At 61.1% G+C, this 24271-nt stretch carries 24 protein-coding genes; 12 read left to right on the top strand and 12 right to left on the bottom strand.

What is annotated here, in order from left to right; genetic code table 11:
* Window positions 1-52 precede the first annotated feature (52 nt).
* The 6 genes from KF814_04050 to KF814_04025 form a co-directional block, all read right to left on the bottom strand.
* Window positions 53-1354 carry an FAD-dependent oxidoreductase gene (locus KF814_04050; protein ID MBX3235304.1) on the bottom strand — a complete coding sequence of 434 codons (1302 nt, stop codon included), beginning with the start codon at window positions 1352-1354 and terminating at the stop codon, window positions 53-55.
* Window positions 1351-2223 (bottom strand): presqualene diphosphate synthase HpnD, encoded by an 873-nt coding sequence (hpnD, locus tag KF814_04045; protein ID MBX3235303.1) that lies wholly within the window; start codon window positions 2221-2223, stop codon window positions 1351-1353. The genes KF814_04050 and hpnD overlap by 4 nt, the downstream gene beginning before the upstream one ends.
* Window positions 2220-3149, bottom strand: coding sequence for a cobalamin-binding protein (locus KF814_04040; GenBank protein ID MBX3235302.1), 930 nt, complete (start codon window positions 3147-3149; stop codon window positions 2220-2222). The genes hpnD and KF814_04040 overlap by 4 nt, the downstream gene beginning before the upstream one ends.
* Complete coding sequence (locus tag KF814_04035) at window positions 3146-3844, bottom strand: HAD family phosphatase (GenBank protein ID MBX3235301.1); 699 nt, start codon at window positions 3842-3844, stop codon at window positions 3146-3148. The genes KF814_04040 and KF814_04035 overlap by 4 nt, the downstream gene beginning before the upstream one ends.
* Window positions 3845-4120: 276 nt before the next feature.
* On the bottom strand, window positions 4121-4879 hold the full coding sequence (locus tag KF814_04030) for a hypothetical protein (protein ID MBX3235300.1): 759 nt from the start codon (window positions 4877-4879) through the stop codon (window positions 4121-4123).
* Window positions 4880-5057: 178 nt separating this feature from the next.
* Window positions 5058-6851 (bottom strand): adenosylcobalamin-dependent ribonucleoside-diphosphate reductase, encoded by a 1794-nt coding sequence (locus tag KF814_04025; GenBank protein MBX3235299.1) that lies wholly within the window; start codon window positions 6849-6851, stop codon window positions 5058-5060.
* Between the two features lie 134 nt (window positions 6852-6985).
* Between KF814_04025 and KF814_04020 the strand changes: the two genes are divergently transcribed.
* The 3 genes from KF814_04020 to KF814_04010 all read left to right on the top strand — a co-directional run bounded on the left by KF814_04020 (window position 6986) and on the right by KF814_04010 (window position 9209).
* Entirely contained in the window at window positions 6986-7399 is a 414-nt protein-coding gene (locus tag KF814_04020) for a secondary thiamine-phosphate synthase enzyme YjbQ (protein ID MBX3235298.1), read from the top strand.
* Between the two features lie 157 nt (window positions 7400-7556).
* On the top strand, window positions 7557-8570 hold the full coding sequence (locus KF814_04015; GenBank protein MBX3235297.1) for a hypothetical protein: 1014 nt from the start codon (window positions 7557-7559) through the stop codon (window positions 8568-8570).
* 30 nt (window positions 8571-8600) lie between these two features.
* Window positions 8601-9209 carry a cysteine rich repeat-containing protein gene (locus KF814_04010; protein MBX3235296.1) on the top strand — a complete coding sequence of 203 codons (609 nt, stop codon included), beginning with the start codon at window positions 8601-8603 and terminating at the stop codon, window positions 9207-9209.
* Here the strand turns inward: KF814_04010 and KF814_04005 are convergent.
* The 6 genes from KF814_04005 to KF814_03980 all read right to left on the bottom strand — a co-directional run bounded on the left by KF814_04005 (window position 9206) and on the right by KF814_03980 (window position 15033).
* Window positions 9206-9931 carry an FHA domain-containing protein gene (locus tag KF814_04005; protein ID MBX3235295.1) on the bottom strand — a complete coding sequence of 242 codons (726 nt, stop codon included), beginning with the start codon at window positions 9929-9931 and terminating at the stop codon, window positions 9206-9208. The genes KF814_04010 and KF814_04005 overlap by 4 nt on opposite strands.
* A 12-nt stretch (window positions 9932-9943) precedes the next feature.
* Complete coding sequence (locus KF814_04000) at window positions 9944-10777, bottom strand: Stp1/IreP family PP2C-type Ser/Thr phosphatase (GenBank protein MBX3235294.1); 834 nt, start codon at window positions 10775-10777, stop codon at window positions 9944-9946.
* Window positions 10778-10786: 9 nt separating this feature from the next.
* Entirely contained in the window at window positions 10787-12190 is a 1404-nt protein-coding gene (locus tag KF814_03995; GenBank protein MBX3235293.1) for a serine/threonine protein kinase, read from the bottom strand.
* 136 nt (window positions 12191-12326) lie between these two features.
* Window positions 12327-13172 (bottom strand): PHP domain-containing protein, encoded by an 846-nt coding sequence (locus tag KF814_03990; protein ID MBX3235292.1) that lies wholly within the window; start codon window positions 13170-13172, stop codon window positions 12327-12329.
* Entirely contained in the window at window positions 13169-14107 is a 939-nt protein-coding gene (gene folB / locus KF814_03985; GenBank protein MBX3235291.1) for a dihydroneopterin aldolase, read from the bottom strand. The genes KF814_03990 and folB overlap by 4 nt, the downstream gene beginning before the upstream one ends.
* Window positions 14108-14232: 125 nt before the next feature.
* A complete protein-coding gene (locus KF814_03980) occupies window positions 14233-15033 on the bottom strand; it encodes a hypothetical protein (protein MBX3235290.1) in 801 nt (266 codons plus the stop codon).
* A 296-nt stretch (window positions 15034-15329) separates the two neighbouring features.
* Between KF814_03980 and moaC the strand changes: the two genes are divergently transcribed.
* From moaC to KF814_03935, 9 genes are all read left to right on the top strand, one after another.
* Window positions 15330-15842: a cyclic pyranopterin monophosphate synthase MoaC gene (moaC, locus tag KF814_03975; GenBank protein ID MBX3235289.1), complete on the top strand. Its 513-nt coding sequence runs from the start codon at window positions 15330-15332 to the stop codon at window positions 15840-15842.
* A gap of 12 nt (window positions 15843-15854) precedes the next feature.
* On the top strand, window positions 15855-16109 hold the full coding sequence (locus KF814_03970; GenBank protein ID MBX3235288.1) for a MoaD/ThiS family protein: 255 nt from the start codon (window positions 15855-15857) through the stop codon (window positions 16107-16109).
* Between the two features lie 153 nt (window positions 16110-16262).
* Window positions 16263-16739, top strand: coding sequence for a molybdenum cofactor biosynthesis protein MoaE (locus KF814_03965; GenBank protein ID MBX3235287.1), 477 nt, complete (start codon window positions 16263-16265; stop codon window positions 16737-16739).
* A gap of 81 nt (window positions 16740-16820) precedes the next feature.
* Window positions 16821-17885, top strand: a complete 1065-nt coding sequence (moaA, locus tag KF814_03960) for a GTP 3',8-cyclase MoaA (GenBank protein MBX3235286.1) — start codon at window positions 16821-16823, stop codon at window positions 17883-17885.
* Between the two features lie 60 nt (window positions 17886-17945).
* Window positions 17946-18653, top strand: coding sequence for a hypothetical protein (locus KF814_03955; protein ID MBX3235285.1), 708 nt, complete (start codon window positions 17946-17948; stop codon window positions 18651-18653).
* A gap of 151 nt (window positions 18654-18804) precedes the next feature.
* Window positions 18805-19593, top strand: a complete 789-nt coding sequence (locus tag KF814_03950) for a 3',5'-cyclic-nucleotide phosphodiesterase (GenBank protein ID MBX3235284.1) — start codon at window positions 18805-18807, stop codon at window positions 19591-19593.
* Window positions 19594-19602: 9 nt separating this feature from the next.
* Window positions 19603-20439: an acetyl-CoA carboxylase, carboxyltransferase subunit beta gene (gene accD, locus KF814_03945; protein MBX3235283.1), complete on the top strand. Its 837-nt coding sequence runs from the start codon at window positions 19603-19605 to the stop codon at window positions 20437-20439.
* 27 nt (window positions 20440-20466) lie between these two features.
* On the top strand, window positions 20467-21762 hold the full coding sequence (locus KF814_03940) for a bifunctional folylpolyglutamate synthase/dihydrofolate synthase (protein ID MBX3235282.1): 1296 nt from the start codon (window positions 20467-20469) through the stop codon (window positions 21760-21762).
* A gap of 70 nt (window positions 21763-21832) precedes the next feature.
* A complete protein-coding gene (locus KF814_03935; GenBank protein MBX3235281.1) occupies window positions 21833-24244 on the top strand; it encodes an LPS-assembly protein LptD in 2412 nt (803 codons plus the stop codon).
* The last annotated feature ends 27 nt before the right edge of the window (window positions 24245-24271 follow it).

Genomic DNA, 24271 nt, shown 5'->3' with positions numbered 1-24271 from the left:
TTCTTGTACTCCTTCCTCGATCACGTTACTACCCTCAATCAGAAGATGAGCGCTAGGCTCCCACCGCTGCCGCACAGCGTTGGCCGCTCAGGATGGCGGATTCCAGCACCGCCGGCCACCCTGTGTCGGTCCAATCGCCTGCGATCAGGAAATTTCGAAAGGGACTTTGCGGAAGGGGGCGGTGTTGTTGTGCGCCGGGACCCACGTCGAGGATGCCTCGCTCCTCGCGATGGCATCGGGATCGCAGGATCGGCGCCGGGATTGGGGAATGGAAAGCGCGTCGTACCTCTTCGGTGGCCATGCTGATCAGATCCCGGTCGTCCTTGGCCGCTAACTCAGGAGCCCCCACTGCAACGGCCCAGACGTTGGAGGTCTGGGCTTGCAGCGTGTGATCCGGCTGGCAGATCAGCCAATGGAACGGGCGCTGTTCGAGGAGCGTGACCTGCGTCTCCGTACTCGGCTGGTCAAGGTGGAGGTGCACGAGGACCAGCGGCGATTCCGTGAGGCGTCCAAGTTGTTGGAAATAGGCATAGTGCGTCACGACCCGTTCCGAGAGCAGAGCGGTGAGATGCCGACGCGGTAAGGCGCTGATATACCAGTCGGCCGTAAACGATTGACGATCGGTAAATTGAACGGAAGAGACTCGATCGGAATCGAATCGAATGTGACTCGCCGTCCTATTGAATTGGAATACGACTCCCATGGCATCGAGTCGAGCCTTGAGAGGCGCAATCAGGCAGGCTGCGGCGTTCTGCTGGGGAACGATCATTTTGGTGGCGCGCGCACCGGTAAAGAAGCTTCGCCGCAGGGTTCGCATGAAGATGGCGGCGGACGCTTGCGCCAGCGACGCACCGAGCAGAAATCGGGAGAGGGTATTCCAGACGCCGCGCCGCGCCTGTTCGGACTGTCCGATCCCGGCAAGCCACTCGTCGGCGCTACGCATTTCGAGATCGTTCGGGAGCGGGGGATCCTGTTCCCACGTCCGCTCCAAGAATGACAGGAGGTGCCAGCGGTCCCGCATGGAGAGTCCCTGGAAGAGAGTCGTGCCGAGCAGCGTATTCAACGGCGAAGGTAGGGGGAGATGCAGAAACTGGACGCGTCCGCCGTCGGCCTGAAGAAATTCGATCGGAGTATGCCGCAGCCGTTGCAGCGAGGGCTCTTGTTCCAGCTCTTTGAGCAGCGCCCAGGTGGCGGTGTGGGCCCCAAGGAGCATGGGCGGCGGTGCATGGCTGAGGCGGCCTCCGACGTGCGGGGCCTGCTCGGTCACCGTCACCTGAAAGCCGCGCTCACGCAGGTGCAGGGCCGCGGTCAGTCCCGCGATGCCTCCACCCAGGATGAGCACCTGGCCGCTCATGAAGCGGCGCGTTGAAAGCGGGAGCGGAGCCACACGCCCGCAGCGAGCGCAAGGCGGTGGCTGGGCTTGAGTGAGATGCGCGGTCCGAAGATTCGGTAGTCGGATTCTTCGATGCGTTGCAGGATCCGGCTGTAGACCGCCCGCATGATTTCCGCGACGGTCAGGGCGCGCTGTTCTTGCGGAGACAATGACTCCAGAGCGCGTTTGGCCTTGGCGTAATACTCCTTGGCTCGTTCCACCTCGAATCGCATCAACTCGGTGAACGCGGCGGTTTCCCGGCGGCTCAACAGATCCGCCTCGGTATATTTGAAGCGCGCCAAGTCCTCCTGCGGGAGGTAGATGCGCCCGGCCTCCGCGTCCCCGCCGACGTCCCTGAGAATGTTGGTCAATTGAAAAGCCATCCCCAAGTTCACGGCATAGTCTTGCGCCCGCGGCGAGGTCGCGCCGAATACGTGGAGGCAGATGAGCCCCACGACTGAGGCAACCCGGTAACAGTAGAGCGACAGATCGTCGAATGTAGCGTAGCGCAGACGGCTGAGGTCCATCTCCACGCCTTTGATGAGTTCCTCGCAATAAGCTTTCGGAATGCCGAGTTCCTTGGCATGTTGCGCCAGGCTGACGGTTACGGGAAAGGTCGGGGTGCCTTGGTAGGCCGCATCCAATTCCTTGCGCCATCGCTGGAGTTCATGCTGCGGGTTGCTGCCGGGCGGAGGCTCGTCGACCGCGTTGTCCACTTCCTTGCAGAAGGCGTAGACCGTGTACATGGCTTCGCGTCGGGCCTTCGGCAGGAACAAGAACGAATAGTAGAAATTGCTGCCGCTCTGCTTGGTGAGCGTCGTGCAGTAATCCTGGGCTTGTGCTGGTGTCATGTCTTCTGGCCGACCAGTGCCTGCAGGCTCAGCGCCCTCTCGGCGGGAGGAGCCTGGACACAGTCAGGATGAAGGAGGCCGGCGAGTGCTTCGATGCCGTCGACGACTCGAGGGCCGGGACGGCTGAAGCAGGAAATCGCGTCCATGAGAAAGACGGCTCCGTTCCGGACGGAGCGGAGGCTTGCCCACTCCGGTTCGTTGGTGAGCGTCGTCAGCTCAGTCAGAGCTCGTGGAATCGAAAATCCGCAGGGCATGAGCAGGACCACGTCCGGGTCGGCCGCCCGAACCTCGGCCCATGTGACTCGCCGGGACGGTTCGCCCGCCACGCCCAAGGCATCCGCGCCCCCGGCTGCCGTCACCATGTCGGGCACCCAATGGCCCGCGACATAGAGCGGTGAGAGCCATTCCAGGCAGACGACTCTGGGGCGCTTGGCGGCGGCCACCGCCTGACTCACCTGCTCGAGGCGTCGGCGCAATCCGGCCGCGAAGGCTGACGCCTGCTGTTCGTACTGAAGTGCGCGTCCGATGACCGACACATCGTCGAGAATGTCCGCCAGGCGATGCGGCGATAGAGACAGCACCGTCGGTTGCGGGGTGAGGTCGCGGATGAGCTGTTGCAGTTGCGGCGGCGTGATGGCACAGACGTCGCAAAGGTCTTGCGCGATGATGAGATCCGGTGCGGCGGCGCGAAAGCCCGGCTCGTCCAATTCATACAGAGAGCGATGGGAAGAGAGGAGGGCGCCGACTTCCGCGTCGATTTGCGCGCTGCTCAACCGCCCGCTGTCGATGTTGGGCCGAACCATTACCGGGACGCTGTTCACGGACGCAGGATAGTCGCACTCGTGGCTGATGCCGACCAGATCGCGAGCCAATCCCAATGCCGCCACCACTTCGGTTGCCCCCGGAACAAGCGAGCAGATCCTCATGGCCGCTGATCCGCCGTGCCCCAGAGCCGTTGCCGCAATTCCGCCAGGCTGGTTTCCGTCAGCGAATGGGTGATGGCGTCGGCCTCCGCCAGGTCTTGGACCGTGTGGGTGTTGGCTACGGCCAGTACCCTCATCCCCGCGGACTTGGCGGCGCGGATGCCGGGAAGGGAATCCTCGATGACCAGACAGTCTCTCGCATGCAGGGCTGCGCGACCATCCACCCGATTGAGCCCCTCGAGCGCGTGGAGGAAAGGATCCGGCGCCGGTTTGCCTCGGGTCACGTCCTCCGCGCTCGTGATGTGGCGAAACTGTTTCCGGATGCCGGCTTCCTCGAGAATGAGTTCGATTTCCGGCCGCAAGGCACCGGAGGCAATGGCCAAGTGGTAACGGTCCGACGCTTCTTGCACCAGTTCCCGCACGCCGGGAAAAATCACCAGTCGTTGCCTGACGGCGGCGAGATAGGCCGTTGCCTTGCGGGCCATGAGGTCTTTGAGCAGCGGCGGCGTGATCGGACGTTGATTGGCCTGGAGCGCGGCCGTGAAGCAGCCACGATCGTCGAAGCCCAAATAGTCGGCATAGTACGCGGCTTCAGTGAGCGTGATTCCGATGTCGGCCAGCACCTGTTGCAGTGCCGCAAAGTGCAGGGGCTCGGTATCGGCGATGACACCGTCGAAATCGAAAATAATCGCGCGCATATCCCTTATCGGTCGTGGTGGATGTACCGGAGCGGTATCGTCGCTCGAATGTTGCTTACTAGTTCACTCGGGAAACGTATCCCTCCATGGCGCTCGCTCACAAGGGGAGCGCCAGACGCGTGGCATTATAACCTCCGAGGGAGCGGATGCCAAGAAACAGAACGGCCCGCCCCTCATCGGGGCGGGCCGCTCATGTACGCTCAGCAGGATGTTGAAAACGCCCGCGAGCTTCTCTCGCGCGGCGATCAGAGGCTCAACGTACGGCGCACAGCTTCATCAGCGCTTCAGCTTGAGGTTGCGCTCGGAAATCCAGCCTTTGCGCCCGTCGTCGGTCCGCACGGCATAGACCCAGCCATTTTTTGCCAGTTCGCCGTCGAGCACGGTCAGTGTCGTGCTGGCCGAGACGGTGGTGGTGGTTTTCGATCCCGCTGAGTTGTTGAAGAGAGGAACCGGCGCACCGGGGCGTGTCGGATCTGCCACAATGACGACGCGCTGACCTTCACCAAACAATGGGCCGGCAACCTGCGCGATCGGAGCCATCGGCTTTGCCGCCGGCGAAGGCGTCGGAGCGGGAGCGGCCGCTGCCGGGGTCTGAGGCTTCACTGGAGTCGGCGCAGCGGCCGGGGCGGCGCTTGTCGGAGCAGGAGCCGGAGTGCCGGTCGCTGCAGGAGTCGGCGGTGCGGTGGTTGGAGCCTCCTGAGCCATTGGCTGAGGGGCTGCGGGTGTGGGGGCTGATTGCTGGGCCTGTTCGCTCTCCCCGCTGAGCCCGCCCAGGTATGGTTCCAGTATTTGCATCATGCCGTCGGGATCGTAGGCTGCGTACCCGGCGACTCCCAGGATCAACAGCAGCAGGATCCAGAGCAAGGGTTTTTTCCCCGACCGTTTCGGGGCCCGCATCGGCGGGGGAAGCGGCGTGGTCTGGTCGTCGAGGTTTTCCTCGGTGAATTCAAGATCCGGTTCGGGCTGTTGCGCAAAAAACAGAGGCAGGTTCAACCAACTACCATTGAGCGCGGTTACGCCCTGAGAAGCCAACATCGGGAACCTCCCTGGTGGAATCACGGCACCGGTGTGGATACCAGCTTAGGTACTTATCACCGGGTCTCTACCCTGTCAATTTTGTTCCAGAAATCGACATCCGGACCGTTCGTCTGTCGTCGAGCTACGGCGCTGAGCGGCATGTGACGGAGGAACCGGATGCATGGCGACCGGCGGGCTAGGACCTGATCTCCCGCGCTGCGTCGCAATATTCGATTTGCGCGCAGGACATGACCTGCGCATCCCGGCTGCCGGAGCGAAACACCGTCAGGCCCTTGCAGCCGAGCCGATAGGCGAGCAGAAACGCTTCGGCCACATCTTTACGGCTTGCCTGCGGCGGGAGATTGATGGTCTTCGACACACCGCTGTCGCTGTGACGCTGAAAGGCCGCCTGCATGCGCACATGGTGAGAGGGAGGGATGTCATGGGCCGTCACGAACAATTGGCGGATGGCCCGAGGAATTTCACTGAGCGATTGAATCGATTCCTGGGCAGTCACGCGACGGAGCAGGCGAGCGGAGTAGATGCCGGCCTGTTTGGTCAAACGCACGAAATCCGGATGGACGCTGATCAACCGGACGTTGTCCATCACGGTGCGCATGAAACTGACCCCGTACAGCGGCTCGATGCCGGGTGAACAGTCGGCGATAATGCTGATCGTGCCGGTAGGAGCGACCGTCGTCACCGTGGCGTGGCGACGCGGCGCGTGTATGGCGGCCATGCGACTTTCCGCAAACGCCGGAAAAGGGCCTCGGGATTTCGCTAACTCGACGGAGGCCTCATGCGCCCGCTCATGGATGAACCGCATCACGCCTTCGCCGGTCTCAACCGCATCGGTCGTATCGTAGGGAATGCCGAGGCGAATCAGGAGATCCGCGAAGCCCATCACGCCCAATCCGATCTTTCTGGTGCTTTTCGTGCGCTCTTCGATCACGGGGAGGGGGTAATGGTTACGATCGATGACGCCGTCCAAAAAGCGCACGGCGGTAACGATGGCGTCGGTCAGGCGCGGATAGTCGATCGTCGGAGTATCCGGTGATCCGGTGACGAAGCGGGAGAGGTTGAGCGAGCCCAATGTGCAGGATTCGTGGGGCAGCAGCGGCTGTTCGCCGCAAGGGTTCGTCGCTTCGATGGCGCCGAGATGCGGAGTAGGGTTCTGGCGGCCGATGGTGTCGAGGAAGACCACTCCCGGTTCTCCGTTTTCCCAAGCCGCCTGTACGAGCCGGTCGAACACCTCCTGGGCGGCCAGCCGCCGGGTCGGCTTCCCGGTCCGGGGATTGTTCAGCGCGTAGGTGCGCCGTTGATCGAGGGCCGTCATGAAGGCATCGGTGATGCCGACGGAGAGGTTGAAGTTGTTCATCGCGCCCGGTTTCCGCTTCACGTCGATGAAGTCGAGAATGTCCGGGTGGTCGATGCGCAGGATGCCCATGTTGGCGCCGCGCCTGGTGCCTCCCTGCTTGATGACGTCGGTGGCAGTGTTGAAGATATGCATGAACGACACGGGACCGGACGCGACGCCGCTGGTGGTGGCGACGCGGTCGTCCTTGGGGCGAAGCCGGCTGAACGAAAACCCGGTACCGCCGCCCGACTGATGGATCAGGGCTTGGTGTTTCAGCGTGTCAAAAATAGAATCGAGCGAATCGTCGATCGGCAGAACGAAACAGGCCGACAATTGCTGCAGCGGCCGTCCCGCGTTCATAAGCGTGGGCGAATTCGGCAGGAATTCGAGTGCGCGCATGAGCCGGTAGTAATTCCCGGCCGCCTGCGCCAGCCGAGTGTGCGGCGGATAGGCTGCCTCGGCGCGCGCGATGTCGCCGGCGACACGGCGAAACATCTCGTCCGGGGTCTCCATCACACGACCGGCCGCATTCTTGGTCAAGTAGCGGCGGCGCAACACTGCCAGCGCGTTGCGGGACAGGCCGGGGAGGTTCGTCGGTGTGCGCCGGCCCGTGAAGTTTGCACGTGTCATCATGACAATTATAAGCAACCGGGGCCTGAACTACTATCGCGCGGGTGGTGGAGCGGCCGCGCTCGGATTTCCTTCCGAAGGGGCTTGCAACTTCGAACATCCGCATTGCAGAATCGCTGACACCGCTTCGGAGTCACATGAAATCCTATCGCGAGGAACTCTGGTTCGAAACCAAGACCCGCCGGGCATTCGTGAACATTACTCCTCAGGTGGAGGGGGCCGTCAGAAAGAGCGGCGTCCGCGAAGGACTGGTCCTCGTCAATGCGATGCATATCACGGCCAGCGTCTATATCAATGACGATGAGGCCGGGCTCTTGCAGGACTACGAGCAGTTCCTGGAGCGCGTGGCCCCGCACGCCGCCGAGTATCGCCACAATGAGACCGGCGAGGACAACGGAGACGCCCATATCAAGCGGCAGCTGATGGGGCGCGAAGTTGTCGTCGCCATTACAGACGGCAAGCTGGATTTCGGTCCTTGGGAACAGATTTTTTACGGTGAGTTCGACGGGCGGCGACGAAAACGCGTGTTGGTCAAGGTCATCGGGGAATGAGCCGGAACGGCCGTTTGGCCCGGGCCGATGAGCGGGGGATGGAGCCCCGCATGGAACCGCGTTCGCGCTTGCCACGTGTGGGAAAGTTTGGCAACATGATTTGCAAGCAGAGTCGATACCACGTGACGATATTCTGTGTCGGCGCGGGAGGCTGGCGATGTTAAGTTGGGCACGGCCCGATCCGCTCACACGCGACCTCATTCATCTCATCAATGCCCGTCGGCATGATCATGGCGATACCGATGCCGCGATCGATACGTTGCAGGCGTTCATTGAGCAGGGGCGGGAGCAGGATCTTCTCACGGTTCTGGCGGCGCTCGACGAGGAGATGGCCGAGTGGCTGTTCGATCTCGTCGCCGAGGCGTCTTGTTCGGTGGTGATGGACGGTCCGGTCGATGACAAGCGTTCCTATGCGGTGATGGCGGCGCTGGAGTTGCCGCTGCAGGCGAATCTGAACCAGCCCTTGGGATTGAAGATCGATTCGGTCGCCACCGCGGACCTGCTGCATCGGCATCTCCAGATCCCGGCAGGCGTTGTTGTTCGGGTGGAGCCCCGTCTCTTGACCGATGCCACGCTGGAAGGGCTGACGTTGCAGAGTTTGAACGAACATCTGGCGAGCATCGCGGACTCGCAGCGCACGCCGGCGATCGCCTCGCGTCTCTATTCTCCGGTGGAAAATACGGCCTTTCTCTTCTTCGAACTGATCGGGCTGCCGGACCCAGGGTTGCCGGACTGCTTCGAAGAGACCGACCGTCGAGCGTTGCTGAGCGGCCTGGTCGAACAGTGTGCTGAATTGGCCCTGGCGCCCGACACGCTCGAGGTGCCGGTCTACGCCTCCTATGCGCTGTTCGACGCGCAAAATGCCGTGCGGCTGCACCGGTTGGCCGACGAAACGGCGGCGGTCTGGCGCGATCTCGAACCGCTCGTCCGGGCTAGGACTATCGTTCATCTGCATACGCAGTGCGGGAACGGGGTCTACATGCCGGTCTGGACCGACCTGTTTGATCCCGAGTTGCCGGAAGACCACGGTCCGGTGTGGACGTCGCCGGATGTGTGGGTGTTCACGGCCGACCTTCCTATCGAATGGCCGGGCGAGATGCTGACCAACCGTCTCCTGGCGGAAGGTTGCACGCGTTTCGAGAATCACATCGTCGAAGCCCCGGAAAACTAGGCTCCGATTCTCCGTCCAACGAGGAGATCTTTGGCGGGTCCATCACGATTCGGCGCCATCGTCATTGTCACGGTGCTCAGCCTTCTGGTGCTCGGTTCGGTCTGGGGCCTGGTGATTTTTCTCCTGCCGCAGAGCGAAGGCGAGTCTGCCTCCTCTCGTGTCGCCGTCGCCCCTTCGTCGCAGCCGGCCCCGGTCCACAACCGACCGGTTGAGCCGGCACCACCCCCGCATGACCCTGCGCCCGTCATTGTGCGTGAAGCACCGCCCGTGGCGGAGATCAGACCACTCGACCGTGTCGCGCCGGAAGGTCCGCGCGTGCCGCTGGGACTGGAGCTAAAATGTGACGGTGAAGTGGAGGCGCTCTGTCCCGAGGCGGAAGGGCCTGATCGACGGATTTGCCTGCAGGAGAAACTTCGCCAGGTGTCGGGTCCTTGCCAACAGGTCTTACGCGAGCGATTGGTGCGGATGAAGGAGGCGATGCAACAGTTGCGTGTCGCCTGCGAGGCCGACGCGAGGCGGTTTTGCCGTGAAGCTCCGGTCGGGGGCGGCGCGATGATCCAGTGTTTGGAGGGGCACGCCCAAGAAGTGTCAGACCGGTGCTTTGAGTTACTCCCCAAGCGGGGACGCCTGTTGAATTAGGCCGCTGCCTTTTTGGCGTCCCGCAGATGAAACTGGAGGCTGATCCCCGCCGTCTCCACGACGTCCCCATCCAGCAGCATCTGTTGCCCCTCGAGCGGTTCCTTGTTGACCAATACCGGTTTGCCCCCTTCCACCTTGCCCACGTAGTAGCCTTCGGGGCGGCGTCCGATCACGGCCGCGGACTTGGGCGCAAACCAACCGGTGAGCCGGATTGCCGCGTCCTCCTGGGAGCCGATCAGGGAGACTTGTTTTGTCAACCGGTACTGCGATTGAGTCGTCTTCCCCGACAGTACCTCGACGATGCCGATTTTCTGCGGGACAGGCGTTGCTGCTGAGGCCATCGAGGCGGAAACGACCATCGTCTTGTCCGTGTCGGCTGTGCCCAGAACCGGTTTCGATGCAGCGGCGGCGGAGTCCTCGTGCCGGAAGATCAGGCGGTGCGTGCCGATGCGAATGCTGTCGGTGTCGCGCAATTGTTTGCGATCGATTTTCTGCTCGTTAACGAATATGCCGTTCGTGCTTCGTTGATCCTCGATGAACAGGACTTCCTGCACCTTCACGATACGGGCGTGGTGGCCGGAGGCAGCCGGGTCGTCGAGGCACAGGTGGTTGTCGGGCTTACGGCCGATGGTGAAGGGGGTCTCTGAGACCTCGACTTCCTTCGTACCGCCCTGCGGGGCCTTGACCAAGAGCTTTGGAAGACGGGATGCGGCGTCGGACATGATGACTCCTCCTTACTCGCCGACGGCGTAGTTGGCGAACCACGGGCCGCGCAGGCGGTCCCAGATTCCCGACCTGCGTCTGGCCAGGCTGACGACGATGACGGTGGTGTTGTCGATGCCTCCGGCGGCATTCGAAAGTTCGATGAGCCGCTCGGAGAGCTGTTGCGGGTCGGAGATTTCCTTCACGGCGTCCAAGATGGTTTGCGGTTTGACCCCGGCGGTGAGACCATCGGAACAGAGCAGCAACACGTCTCCGTTGAGAACCGGGATCTCACTCACATCCACATCCACGGTAGCATTAACGCCGACCGCACGGGTGAGCACGTGTCGGTGGGCGACCCGCTCGGCATCGGCGGGGCTCAGCAGGCCCTGTTGAATCTGTTCACTGACCAACGAATGGTCGGTGGTCAGCGGTTGAAGCGATTCACCGCGGGCCAAATAGAGGCGGCTGTCTCCCACATGGGCGATCGAGAGGATGTCGTCGGCCAGCCAGGCCGCGATCACAGTCGTTCCCATGCCGCCTCGTTCGGGATGCCGGGCCGCTTCCTGGTGAATGGCGGAATTCGCGGCACGGATTGCGCTGGCGAGCCGGTTCGCCCGCGCCGACCATTCCGGCCTGGCGACTCCGAACAGGGGAAGTTCGGGGTTGTCAGCCGACTCGGCGATATGACGATGAATCGTTTCGGCCGCCCGCGCGCTTGCCACCTCACCGGCGCGGTGCCCTCCCATCCCGTCGCAGACGACGAACAGACTCAGCGTCGGATCAGCGCAAAAGCTGTCCTCGTTATGGCGGCGACGCAAGCCTGTGTCGGACTTGGCGCCATGGAGGGCGCGTAGCTGGCTCATGGCCGGCACCTACCTGGGCATCACCTGATAGACGTCGCGAAGATCCTGGGCAAAGTCACTGGCGTGGCGATAGCGATTGGGCACTTCCTTTTGAAGTGCGCGGTCTACGATCGACTGGACCCTGGTGGGGAGGTCGCGCCGGTATTTCAAGAGGGGCGGGTGGGGCGACTTGGAGATTTTCATGACCAGGGCCGGCATGTTTTCGGCGTCGAAGGGTTTGTTTCCGGTCAGCAATTCGAAGAGCACGATTCCCAGAGAGAAGACGTCGGAACGGCCGTCGACATTTTTCCCGGAGGCCTGTTCCGGCGACATATACCGGGGAGTGCCCATGATCATGCTGGTCTGGGTTTTCGACTGGCTCGCGACCTTCGCGATGCCGAAATCCATGACCTTCACGAGCCGATTCTTGAGAATCATGATGTTGGCGGGCTTGATGTCCCGGTGCACGACGTCTTGACTATGGGCATAGTCCAGCGCTTCCGCGACCGTGGCGACGATCTGCAGAACCTGCTTGGCCGGGAGCAGCGTTCCCTTCTGGCAGTAGTTCGCGAGGGTGGTGCCTTCAAGGTATTCCATCGCGATATAGGCCAGGCCGTCCTGCTCCCCCGCATCGTAGACCGTGACGATATTGGGGTGCGAGAGACGGCCCGTGGACTCGGCTTCTCGAAAAAACCGATCGCGAAACTGCTTGAGTTCTTCCGGGCTGTCGATTTCGTCCAGCCGCATCGTCTTAATCGCCACGAAGCGCTGGATGGTGGGGTCCTTGCCGAGAAAGACGACGCCCATCGCACCGCGTCCCAGTTCCTTCACAATTTGATAGCGGCCCAGTGCCGCCGGCTGGCTGCCCGTTCGAATGATGACCGTTTCGCCCGCGCGTGACTGGGTTTGCGACAGTGATTCGGCGGGGGCCGGTTCCTCCTCGACGATGGCTTCTTTTTTGTCTTCTTCGGCAGGGCGGCGGCGGACGGGACGAGCGAACGCATTGGTCAGGGCATCGGCGTGACGAACCCAGGCAAATGTCAGCCAGGCGGCGGAACTGATCAAGCCCCCCGTCAGGACCCAATTGTAAAGTGGCTGTCTGGGGTGCCCCAGGACGGGAATCGCGTGTGCCTCATAGGCCTTTTGCGCCACGATCACGATGATAAGCAGCGCGATCGGGAATAGAATGGAACGGAGGAACGTTTGTCCCTTACCGTTGTCCTCCAGTTCATTTCGTGCCCGTGCCGCGGCCAGCCAGACCATCAACAGGCAGAGCGCATCGGCCGCCAGACGGACCGCCTGGGCAGCATTCATTCCGAGTTGTTGAACGAAGGTGTGGGTAAACAGCGGCAACGTGGCCAAGACGGGGCCCACGAGGATAGCCAAAATGATAACGATTAGGTAGGGGCCGATCCAGCCCCAGGATGTGGTCATGTGCGTGGAGTTCTTGGAGGTTTTGTATCAGTGTAGCGGATGGGGAAGGAGTGTCAACGAAAGGCCGGAATACTGCAGCGATACCGGTCGACCGTATCGTTGGGCAGGGGCAAGGGAAGGTTGGAAACGTCGCTGGCTATGCGATTGCTGCTTTGCGGAGCGGGTCCAGCAGCTTTTCTGAGACCTTCAACTGGCCCTTGCCGATGCCGACCTCGATATCCGGCTTGGTCACCCCGTGGAAGTCGCTTCCTCCGGTGACCAGGAGGTCATAGCGTTTTGCGAGGTTGAGGTATTCGTTCGTCTGGCTGGGAGTATGGCTGCTGTAATGGACTTCCATGCCGCCGAGCCCCTTGTTTTTCAAGTTACCCACCAAGGTTGCCAGACCGTCGGCCGAGGTGCGGACCCAGGTTGGGTGCGCGAGGACCGCTACCCCGCCCGCGTCTTGAATCCATTTCACCGCGTCGGCCGGATCGGGAAGTTCTCTCCCCACGTAGGCTGGACGGCCATCCGCGAGAAATCGATCGAAGGCTTCCTTGGCCGATGTGACGACCTTCTTCTCCATCAGCACGCGCGCGATGTGGGGGCGGCCCACAGATTCGGTCCCGGCCAGGGCTCGAACCTCGTCATAGGTGATCTCGATGCCTAGGGCGTTCAATCGCTCGATAATCCGGGGATTGCGGGTATGACGACTCTCCCGTAACTTCGCCATGCGCTGATTCAGTGTTTCATCGGTCCACCGGAGAAAGTAGCCCAGGATATGCAGCTCGCTATCCCCGAAACGGGAACTGATCTCCACCCCTGGGATTACCTCGATACCCAGTTCGGTCCCTACGGCCGTGGCTTCGGGTATTCCATCGGTGATGTCGTGGTCTGTGATGGCCAGAGCCGTGACATTGGCTTGCTTGGCGAATTGCAGGACCTCGCGGGGTGAAAAGCTGCCGTCGGAGTGCGTGGTATGCAGATGGAGATCGATCCGGCTCATGATGGGAGACGAGGCCCCGCTTTCTGCGCGAGCAGTCGCGCGGTGAATACCGGTCCGGCGCCATGCCCGCTCTCGTGCTCGCCCTCGTCGTAATGCAGGACGCGGAGCGGGGAGGTCAGCCGCAGCAGTTCGTTGTGCCCGAGGCAAAATTCCCAACGCCGCGGGTGTTGATGTCGGAAGTAGTTATCGATCGTAAAGGTCTCGTACAGCAGGACCCCGTTCGGCTTCAAGGCCTCCATCAACACCGGAAACAAGGGCCGGTACAGATAGAAACAGACAATCAGCGCGTCGAACTGTTCGCTTCCAAGGCTCGGTGGTTGTTCGGGATCCGCTTCCAGGTCCATCGTTCGGGTCGTGAGCCCGGAGAACCCTCGGGCCTTGGCCGATTCAATCAACGAGGCCAACGCATCAGGATCCTGATCGACCGCGTCCACTTCCATCCCCTGCGACAACAAGTAGAGCGCATTGCGGCCGCGGCCGGACGCCACGTCCAAGATGCGGCCTTTGGGAATTCTTGCCAGTTGCTGGATGAGGAAGGGGGCGGGACCCGGTTCGAGTGACCGCGCCTGCTGTGCCGTTCTCGTTCGTTCGAGGCGCACACCGACGGAGCCCGCGACAACCGTCAGCGGCGCGCGGAGTTTTCGCACCCACAATCGAAGCCGGTCGGCGGGAAACTCGGCAAAGACGACGGCTACGAGTTTTTCCGCCAGCGCCTCGAGCAAATGGCAGTTCTGGGCCGCTCCGACGGTGGCAAGCCGGTCGGCCACCCTGGCATAGTCGATGGTATCGGCCAGGCGATCGGACGCCGCAGCCTCCTCGATCCCCGTTTCCAGCTCAACATCGACGGCAATCGGTTGCGGGCGCCGGCGTTCTTCGTCCGTCACGCCGCAATGGCCTTGAAATTCAAGTCGTTCGATCACGATCCGTTCTGGCATTTTTGCATTTTCACGGATGGGGGTGGTGGTGTCAAGCTGTGGTGGCGGCCGGTTAGGCCGGTTCGAGCGCGGGCAAGATTCGGATGAGCGAGTGCGTGCCTGGTACCGGTCAACAGGCGACGGTGTTACGCAGTCCACCAAGAGACGATCGGTGGGAGAGGTCGGGCACGGAGTGGATGGGGATGTTTCCAACGGGCAACGAGCTGCAGGCCGGCCGCACGGCAGAAACGATGGGCAGTCGCAGCCTCTTTGTCCCCTTGGTTGACCATGTAGAACAATCCGCCGGGGGATAGGTTTCCTGCGATACGGCTGATGAGTCGCTCCGGTTGGAGGACCGACAGCGGGAGCCGCCATGCGAGCACCGGGGCGGGCGTCACGAAGGGGAACCATGCCGTGATTAAATCCGACTGTTCTTCAACCCGGCAATAGTCCTCAACGCAAAAGGTTGTGTCGGGCAGGTCGGTCAGGTAGCCGGCTGCCGCATCGTAGCGGCTGTACCCGCTGGGGTAGAGCCGATATCCCTCCAGATCGACACCGACCAATCGTGCCGGATGGAGGAATGCCCACAAGGTCCGGGCGTACCAAAAATTCGCGCAACCGACATCGGTGACGGAGGCCTGCTTAGGCGGGGACAGCCGGGTTTCCGTCCATGACCGGTCGAGAATGTCGAGATAGTGGTAATTGGCGATGGCGATCCGCTCGCTGTACAGGGCTTCGAAGGCCACGCCATAACGGGAGGCCAAGACGGCGATTCGCCTCGCCTGCCAGGGTTCGAGTCCGGTCAATCGGCCGGCCGGTTGTTCGCGGTAGGGCCGTCTGGTCCATCGAATCCGTTCAGACAGGTGGAACCAGAAGCCGTGGTAAGCGGACCGTGCGCGCACGGTCCAGGAATAGGGAGAGAAAGCCTGGCGAGACATCAGTGCCATCGATAAGTCTCTTTTCACCTTCTCGGTAACGGGAAAGGGTAACTGAAGCCCTTCGAGACCTTGCCTGGAGATCTCAGGCGCGAGATTCGTTTGCTTGGTAGGTGTTGTGTGGCGTGTGGGGAAATTGAAGTCTGAATCCCTGTTCAGTCGTTGGGTGAGGGCATGCGGAGGCAACACGTTGTCAGACCGTCGAATCACGAGGACCAGTATCTCCACGCTGCTGCTTGACTCCCGTTTTCCCGGGCTCCTATAATTCGACGATTCGGACGCCATAACCAGCTGATTCATTGTGAAAAATGGCTGAGTTTACCCATTTCAACGAGTCGGGACGGGCGCGGATGGTCGATGTCGGGGCTAAGGCTTCGACGGAGCGTGCCGCGACGGCCCAAGCCATTGTCTATCTCCAGCCGGAAACCCTGGAAAAGATTCAGCACGGGAAAATCGCAAAGGGCGACGTGCTCGCTGTCGCCCAGGTCGCGGGTGTGATGGGGGCGAAGAAGACTCCGGACCTCATCCCGATGTGCCATCCCATCCTCCTGACCAGCGTCGATATCTCCTTTAAAGAAGAACCCCGGCCGAACCGTGACGGGCTCTGCGCCATTACGATTACTGCGACGGCGAAGACGACCGGTCAGACCGGCGTCGAAATGGAAGCCATCACGGCGGCCTCGGTCGCGGCGCTCACGATCTACGACATGTGTAAGGCGGTCGATCGCGGGATGAGTTTTAGTGACGTCTGCCTGCTGGCCAAGTCCGGGGGGAAGTCCGGCACGTACCTGCGGGACGGTCATGGCTCGGGGCGAGGCTGAGGAAACACGTTGATGGTCACGGTCCGCTTGTTTGGAATGACGAAGATGCTGGCGGGGAATCAGAGCACCTTCTCACTGACGTTGGGCGAAAGTCGGCGGGTCAAGGATGTCATCGGGCTCATCGATGCCGCCAACCCTAAAATCGGCGAGTTGCTTCATAAGAAGAAAGTATTGGTGTCGGTCAATCAAGAAATCGCCCATGAAGACCTTGTCGTGAACGACGGGGATGAGATTGCGCTGTTGCCGCCTTTTGCCGGCGGCATGTGAAGGATGGTGAAAAGGATTTCCAGCTTCGTTCTCGCTGTGCTCGAAGGCTCAACGTACCGAAGGCGTAGGCTTCGCCTTCCTGCTCGCTGCGGCCTTGCTGGGAAATCCTTTTGACCATTCTTCATGGTGAGTCACATAGCCGAGGAGTTGCCGATGAGCCTTGAGCAGGCTACGAATACAGAGGTTCCGGTTGCGGATGACGATACCGCCATGCTGGTGCGGGTGCAGCGTGAGGATTTCTCGATCGATGAGGAGCTCAGGCGCGTTCGGACCAGGTCCAAGCGAATTGGGGGCATTGCCATGTTTCTGGGCACTGCGCGCGATCGGTCCAAGGGGCGCGATGTCGACGGCATCACCTTCGAGCATTACGAAGGCATGGCGCAAAAGAAGTTGCGCGAGATTCGGGAACGCGCGCTCAAGGATTTCGATGTCCTCGAGGTGTTAGTCCTCCATCGCTATGGAGAGATCAGCATCGGGGAGAACATCGTGCTGATCATTGTGGGGGCTGAGCACCGTGCCGAAGCCTTTCAGGCTTGCAAGTGGGCTATCGACGAACTGAAGCAGATCACCCCGATTTGGAAGTTGGAACATACGACGGAGGGGGAGGTCTGGGTCGAGGAGCATCCGTAGGCGGGCGCTTAGGGCGCTTAGATAGCCGGGAGGCCCACAGGGCAACCGCATACAAACCACCACAGCGCGATTGAGATCACCATGGATCAACCCATCCTAGACCAACCGGTGCCCGCGATTCACGATCGGCTTGCTCGGCCGCTGCGGAGCCTCCGAGTCTCCGTCACCGATCGGTGCAACCTCCGTTGTAAGTACTGCATGCCGGAAGAGGATTATGCCTGGTTGCCGCGCGAGACCATCCTGACGTTTGAGGAGATGGCGGAACTGGTCAGTGTGTTCACGGATCTGGGCGTCGACAAGGTGCGGCTGACCGGCGGAGAGCCGCTGCTGCGCCGTGACCTGCCGCGGTTTGTGCGGATGCTGTCGGAGAATCGTCGGATTACCGACATCGCGCTCACGACCAACGGCGTCTTGATGGCGGATCAGGCGTCCGATCTCTCGTTTGCCGGGCTGCATCGGGTGACGGTCAGTCTGGACACGCTTCGAGCCGACCGGTTTCGGGCGCTGACCAAGCGCGATCTGCACCATCAGGTGTTCGATGGGATCAAGGCCGTCGTGAAGGCCGGATTTCCTGCTCTGAAATTCGACACGGTTGTGATCAAGGGGTACAACGACGATGAAGTTATTGACCTGATCGAATATGCCAAGACGGCGGGCGGCGAGGTCCGATTCATCGAGTACATGGATGTCGGCGGCGCAACCGATTGGTCTATGAATCAGGTCTGTTCCCGTGCCGAGATGCTGGATGTGATCGGCCGTCATTACGGCGGCGTCGAGCCGATCGTCGAGAATAGCGTGGCGCCGGCTGAACGGTTCATCTTGCCAGACGGCACGACCTTTGGCATTATTCCTTCCACGACCACACCGTTCTGTAGAACTTGCGATCGCAGCCGATTGACGGCAGACGGTATGTGGTACCTGTGCTTGTATGCAAAAGACGGTTTGGATCTGCGGGCACCGCTTCGCACCGGGAAAAGCCGTCAGGAACTCACAACCCTGATCACCAACTCATGGGAACGACGCGCGGACCGTGGCGCCGAGGAGCGGAAATCGCTGGAAGCGCTTGGTTTGCGGGAACAACGTCTCATCGAAGTCGACCGCCTGAAAGAAGATCCCCACCTGGAAATGCATGCCCGAGGGGGATGACCGTCGGTGCCGGCCGGTCCAGATTCTGGGTCGGCCCACGTGTGTCTCTCGGAGCAGTGGATGCTTGATCCTCAGACCCTAACAGTGCTCAGTCTCGGATTCATCCTGGGCCTGCGGCACGCCCTGGATACCGATCACCTCGTGGCCGTGTCCACTGTCTTGGCAGAACGGCCGTCCCTGCAGGCCTCCACCTCGATCGGATTGTTTTGGGGGCTTGGGCACACGCTGATGTTGCTGTGCGTCGGTGCTGTCGTCATGGCGCTGAATCTGCGGATTCCCGACTCGTTGGCCAATGCGTTTGAGTTTGCCATCGGGCTCATGTTGGTTGGTCTCGGGGGATCGCTGGCACATCGGGTATACCGGGAGCGGTGGCACTGGCACAAGCATGATCATGACGGCCGCGCTCATATGCATCTCCACAGTCACCAAGTGCGGACGGATCACGCCCACCTTCATTGGTATCAAGGCTCGTTGCGACCGTTGTTGATCGGCATGGCCCATGGCTTGGCCGGATCTGCGGCTCTGGTGTTGATGGTTCTCTCTACCGTCACCGGATTCGGTCAGGGTATTGGGTACATTCTGATCTTCGGCGTGGGATCGATTCTGGGTATGGTGGGAGTCGGTTTGGTCTTGAGTGTTCCGGTTGTCTGCTCGGCTTCGTTTAGTCCGCGGGCCTACTGGGCGGTTCAGGGTTTCGCCTGCATTGCCAGCATCGGCCTGGGACTCGTCATCATGGTGCGGATCGGATTCGGCGGTGGGTTGTCCTGACCCTTTGTCGGAAATTGCGGTGCCATCGTCGCCCTCACCCTTTGCCGCACGAATCTGTGTGCGCCTATCCGACAGGTATGCTATCCTGCCGCGCAGTGTTGATGCGTGAACAACCGGACCCCTGGCGAAGGGGGGGGCACGGGGCCTGGCAATGAAGGTCGACGTGCTCGGATGCCACGGTTCCGATTCTTTGGTCAGGGGACCGCAGGGGCCGATTCAATGCGGGACCTGCGGATTTCTGGTCAACGACCACGTGCTGGTCGATGCCGGAACGATCGGCGCCAGGCTGTATCTGGAAGATCAGAAGCGGATTCGTCTGGTGCTGCTGACGCATCTCCACTTCGATCATATCCGTGCCTTACCGACTCTTGCCGATAATTTGGTGGGAGAAATCGATGAGCCGGTGGTCGTAGCTGCGATTCCGGAGGTCCTCAAGGGACTTGCCACCCACATCTTTAACGGGGATGTGTACCCGGACTTTTTTCGGCTACCGGACCCCGCCAAGCCGATCTTCGTTCCCCATGCATTGAAGCCCGGGCGCGAGGAGATGTTGGGTGGGTTGGGTATTACCGCCGTGCCGGTCAATCACGTGGGGCCCGCTGTGGGGTTTCTGATCCGCGATGGTGAGAAGACAGTGCTGATGAGCGGCGATACGCACCGGACCGACGAGATCTGGCGGGCGGCCAAGCAGTCCGCAGGACTACGGGCGGCGTTCATCGAATGCTCATTTCCCAACGAACTGAGCGAATTGGCGGAGGTCTCACGCCATCTGACGCCGGCGTTGTTGGCACAGGAATATTCAAAGCTCGAATCTTCCGATCTCCCGGTCTTCGCCTACCATTTGAAGCCGCGATTTCGTGAACGGATACGGACGGAATTGGGCCGGACGGGCATTCCCAGGGTGACCGTGTTGGCTGAAGGCCAGACCCTTCAATTCTAGAGGACGAATATGGCGTGGTTTAAAAAAGGCAAAACGGCGGAATCCGACCCCCCGAAGCGTTCCAAGGCGGCGGAAGGTATGTGGTTGAAGTGCAACCATTGCCGGGAAATCGTGTATCGCAAAGAGGTCGACCGGAACAACAAAGTGTGCCCCAAGTGCGACTATCACTTTCCGATTTCCGTCATTGAACGGATTACGCTGCTGGTCGATCTCGGGACGTTCAAGGAATGGGATGCCGAACTGGAGCCGCAGGATCCCTTGTCGTTTCAGGACACGCGGACCTACAAGGATCGGATCAAGGCACAGCAGGAAAAGACCGGCCGGAAAGACGCCATGGTGATCGGTGAAGGTGCGATCAACGGTCGCAAGGTGGCCCTCTGCGTGTTTGACTTCGGTTTCATGGGCGGCAGCATGGGCTCGGTGGTCGGGGAGAAGATTTGCCGGGCCGTGGATCGTGCATTGGCTTCCCGCCTGCCGCTGATTCTGGTGACGGCCTCGGGCGGGGCGCGGATGCAAGAAGGCATTCTGTCGCTCATGCAGATGGCGAAGACGTCGGCGGCGATCGCGAAGCTGGGCGAAGCGAAGCTGCCCTTTCTGTCGATCTTGGCCGACCCGACATTCGGTGGAGTGACGGCCAGCGTGGCCATGCTGGGCGATGTCATCATTGCGGAGCCGAAGGCCTTGATCGGTTTTGCGGGCCCACGGGTCATCGAACAAACGATCAAGCAGCAATTGCCCGATCAGTTTCAGCGTGCCGAATTTCTGCTCGAACACGGCATGATCGACATGATCGTCGAGCGCAAGCAGCTGAAGGAAGCGCTCAGCACGCTGGTCGGTCACTTCTAGCGGACGCCTAGTCCTCGGACACCCTCCATGACCTATTCACAGACCGTGCAGTTTCTCTACGGCCTGCAGCAACACGGCATCAAGCTGGGGCTCGACACGATCAAGGCGCTGCTCGGGCGGGTCGGTGATCCGCAGCGTCGTTACCCGGTTGTGCACATTGGCGGGACTAACGGCAAAGGCTCGACATCCGCCATGGTGGCCGCCATCGCGCAGGCGGCCGGCCATCGGGTCGGGTTATATACCTCGCCGCACCTCATCGATTATCGCGAGCGCATGCGCGTGAACGGCGAGATGATTTCGGAGTCACGCGTCATAGCCCTGGTCGAACAGCTTCGATCGGCGGCTGCACCGGATCTAGCCCCGACATTTTTCGAGTTCACTACTGCCATGGCTTGTATGCATTTTGCGGAGGCCGGCATCGATCTGGCTGTGTTGGAAGTCGGACTGGGTGGAAGGTTCGACGCCACGAACGTCGTGACGCCGGCGGCGACGGCCATTACAACCATCGGACTCGACCATGAACAGTATCTTGGTTCCACACTGGAGCAGATTGCCTTTGAGAAGGCGGGAATCATCAAGCCAGGAAGTCCTCTTGTCCTTGGGCGTGTCGGCGAGGCTGCGGGCCGCGTGATAGAAGAGCGTGCCAGAGCCGTGGGCGCACCGGTTTCTCGGCTCGATCGGGAGTTCCGGACCATCGGTGAATCAACGGCTGCTTTCACCTATGAGGGACCTGCCGGCCGATATGACCGTCTGAGCTGCAGTTTGAACGGGGGGTTTCAACTGGACAATGCGGCTTGCGCGATTTCCTTATGCGGGGTCCTCCGGCAGGCCGGCATCGCGATATCCGATTCGGCGATCCGTGCGGGATTGCGGGATGTGGCATGGGAGGGGCGACTCGAAGCAGCGGCATCCAGCCCGACGATTATTTTGGATGGCGCCCATAACCCGGCTGCCGCCGAAGCCTTGGCTGGCTACCTTGCCGCCTGGCGGGCAAGAAGGCCGGATGGCCGTGTGTGCCTGGTAATGGGGATGATGCGCGACAAACAGCCGCGGGGTTTCTTTCATCCCCTGCGGCCTTATGTGGACGATGTGATCATGACGCAAGCCGATCTTCCTCGTGCCATGTCGGGGACGGATCTTCGCACTGCACTCCAAGATCTGGCGCCGTCGGCGCATGTGGCGGCCGCGCCGGCCGACGCGTTGGCGTTGGCGCGTCAACTCGTCGATCCAGGCGACCTGATCTGTGTGGCTGGTTCCCTGATGCTGGTCGGAGAGGTCAAAGCTCTGCTCCGCGGGTGCCGCCTGTCTCCCGTTCGTGGTTGAAATGGGGGTTGGCTGTTGCCCCACATCACGCGGGCGTCTGGCCCTCTTAGGGCTCGCGCTCGGGTGGTCTTTGTACTGCTGGCTCCTGGCTGCCCTTCCGTTATGGGCACAGCCTGCGCCGGCCGTCGCCGCGCCGTCCCCCACCAATCAGCCTCTGAACGTCACTGCCGAGCGCATCGATCATCTGCAAGAGCAGGATATCTACGAGGCCGACGGGTCGGTGGTGATCACCCAAGGTCCGTTCAAGCTGACCGCCGATCACGTCACGATCAAGAGCTTGCCGGGGACGCTCATTGCGACCGGGCATGTCCACCTGGTCGATCCGACCTCCGACATCCGTTCCGACCAATTGGAACTCAACGTCAACACCGAGGCCGGAGTGGTGACCACGGGGTCGCTCTACGTCAAATTGAGCAACTCTTATTTGGCCGGCCGACTGTTGCAACGTATGTCCGAAGACCATTACCGGATCAAGGACGGAACGTTCACGAATTGCGATGCCGGTGAAGGGGAGACTCCGGCCTGGCGCTTCAAGTTCGAAGACCTCGACGTTCGGACCGGCGAAAGCGTTGCCATGAAACGGGGATGGCTGTGCATGAATGACGCGCGGATCCTCCCGATCCCTACGCTCACCTATCCCTTGAACAACCGTCATAGCGGGTTCCTGATTCCCACGCCGGGATATGACAACCGCTTCGGCCTCCACTATCAGCAGGGATACTTTTGGGCGATCAATCCCAGCCAGGATATGACGATTTCACCGTCCTACTATTCGAACCTTGGGTACGGCAGCGATTTCGCCTATCGCTACTATCTTGATCGCCGCTCGCGGGGAGAATGGTTTGCGAGCGTGCTGCAACAGACGAAGCTGCCGAATGTCTCGGGTGTGGATCAGGCCGGCGGAGGCGAGCAGCGGCTCCGCGGCATCTTCAGCGGAACTCATGTGCAGCAGGTGACCGACACTCTGTTGATTCGCGGGCAAGCGTCGTTCGTCTCGGACCGCACCTATTTGCAACAATTAAGCAATTCAGGCGCACAACGGGCCTCCCCCAGCGGCGAGTCCAGCCTCTTGGCTACCCAGCGTTTGCCGTACGGGAACGCATACCTGCTCGGGCAATTCCTGCAGCCGTTAAATTTCGGTGGTCCCGACACCTTCCAGCGCCTGCCGGAAGTCGGATACGTGCTGCCGAATACGTCGCCGTTCGGGCTGCCGTTTCTGGTCAACATGGACACCAATTTCGTCAATTTCTTTCGCGAGCAGGGGTTTGGGGTGAATCGCATGGATTTCACCCCGGGCTTGGCCACGGACGTCATCGACGTCGGCCATTTGGTCGGCTTCACGCCGCAGTTCAAATTTAAGGAAGTCTATTACACGCGCGGCATCGAAAGCTCGGATGCCATCCATCGCGAAACGTTTTGGGCCTCGTTGGACGCCACCTCGAAGCTGAGCCGACGATATACGGGTAGCGAAGGCGGGAGCCTGTTACACACGATCGAACCAAGCGTGATGTATGAGTATGTGCCGGGGAGCGACCAGTCCAAGATTGCGCAGATCGACCAGATCGACGATTTGCCGAAAAAAAACTTGCTGACCTATGCGTTGCGCAGCCGGTTGCTCGAGCAGCAAATCAATGGTCAATCTTTCAATTGGCTGGACCTAACGCTGGCCCAGAGTTATCACGTGGGGGCGGTGCAGACCAGGGCGAGAGAGTTCACACCCGGCATCCTGCCGTTTTTGGGATCGCTGACCCAGCCGCTTCAGCCGGCCACCGTGGCGGTACAGGGGCGAAAGATGTCCGATCTCTGGATGCGGGCCGTCATCGGGAACACAGCCCCGGATTTCTTGAATCCGCCCGGGTCCCAGCAGACGCTCACGAGGAATCAGACCGGCGGGCAGATGTTGCCTCCGACCAATTCCTATCTTACCGTGGATGCTTTCTTGGATCCTTATCGTGGGACGTTCAGCCAGTGGAACACGGACTTGCGGGTGCAGCAGTCCAACTATTGGTATGCGGAGATCGGACAACGCTTCAGTCGTGATGGAAATCGGGTCCGACGTGGGGACATCTGGAATCCCATCTCTTTCAATGAAGTCTACGCGCCCACAGCCGAGGTACAATTCGTCACGGCCGGCGCGGGATTTCGGACTCCCTGGGGCTGGACCTTCGGGGCCAAGGGCTACTACGATGTCAAAGGCGGCCGGAGCCCGGAATACGATGTGGTGGCGCTGTACCAGAATCCATGCAAGTGCTGGTCGCTGGGCCTGTATTACCTGCAGTTCCCGGATCGTCAAAGTTACTCCTTCATGCTCAGCATGACGGGCATCGGCTGGACGGAAAACTTCGGCACGATCGTGGTGCGATCGATCCTCAGCCCGTTGATGATCGGGGATCGGGGATTGCCGTGGGCGGCTCCGGGCGGACCTTACGGCCGGGCACAAAGTGTTGTTCCGACGCAGTCGATGCCGACCGGTCGCTACTAGTTACAGGCCGCGGATCTGCGAGGTGCG

It is taken from the genome of Nitrospiraceae bacterium (assembly GCA_019637075.1).
In the GTDB taxonomy this organism is placed as follows: Bacteria; Nitrospirota; Nitrospiria; order Nitrospirales; family Nitrospiraceae; genus JAHBWI01.
Note: the sequence above shows the minus strand (reverse complement) of the source record. Positions and strands in the feature narration are given on the sequence as shown.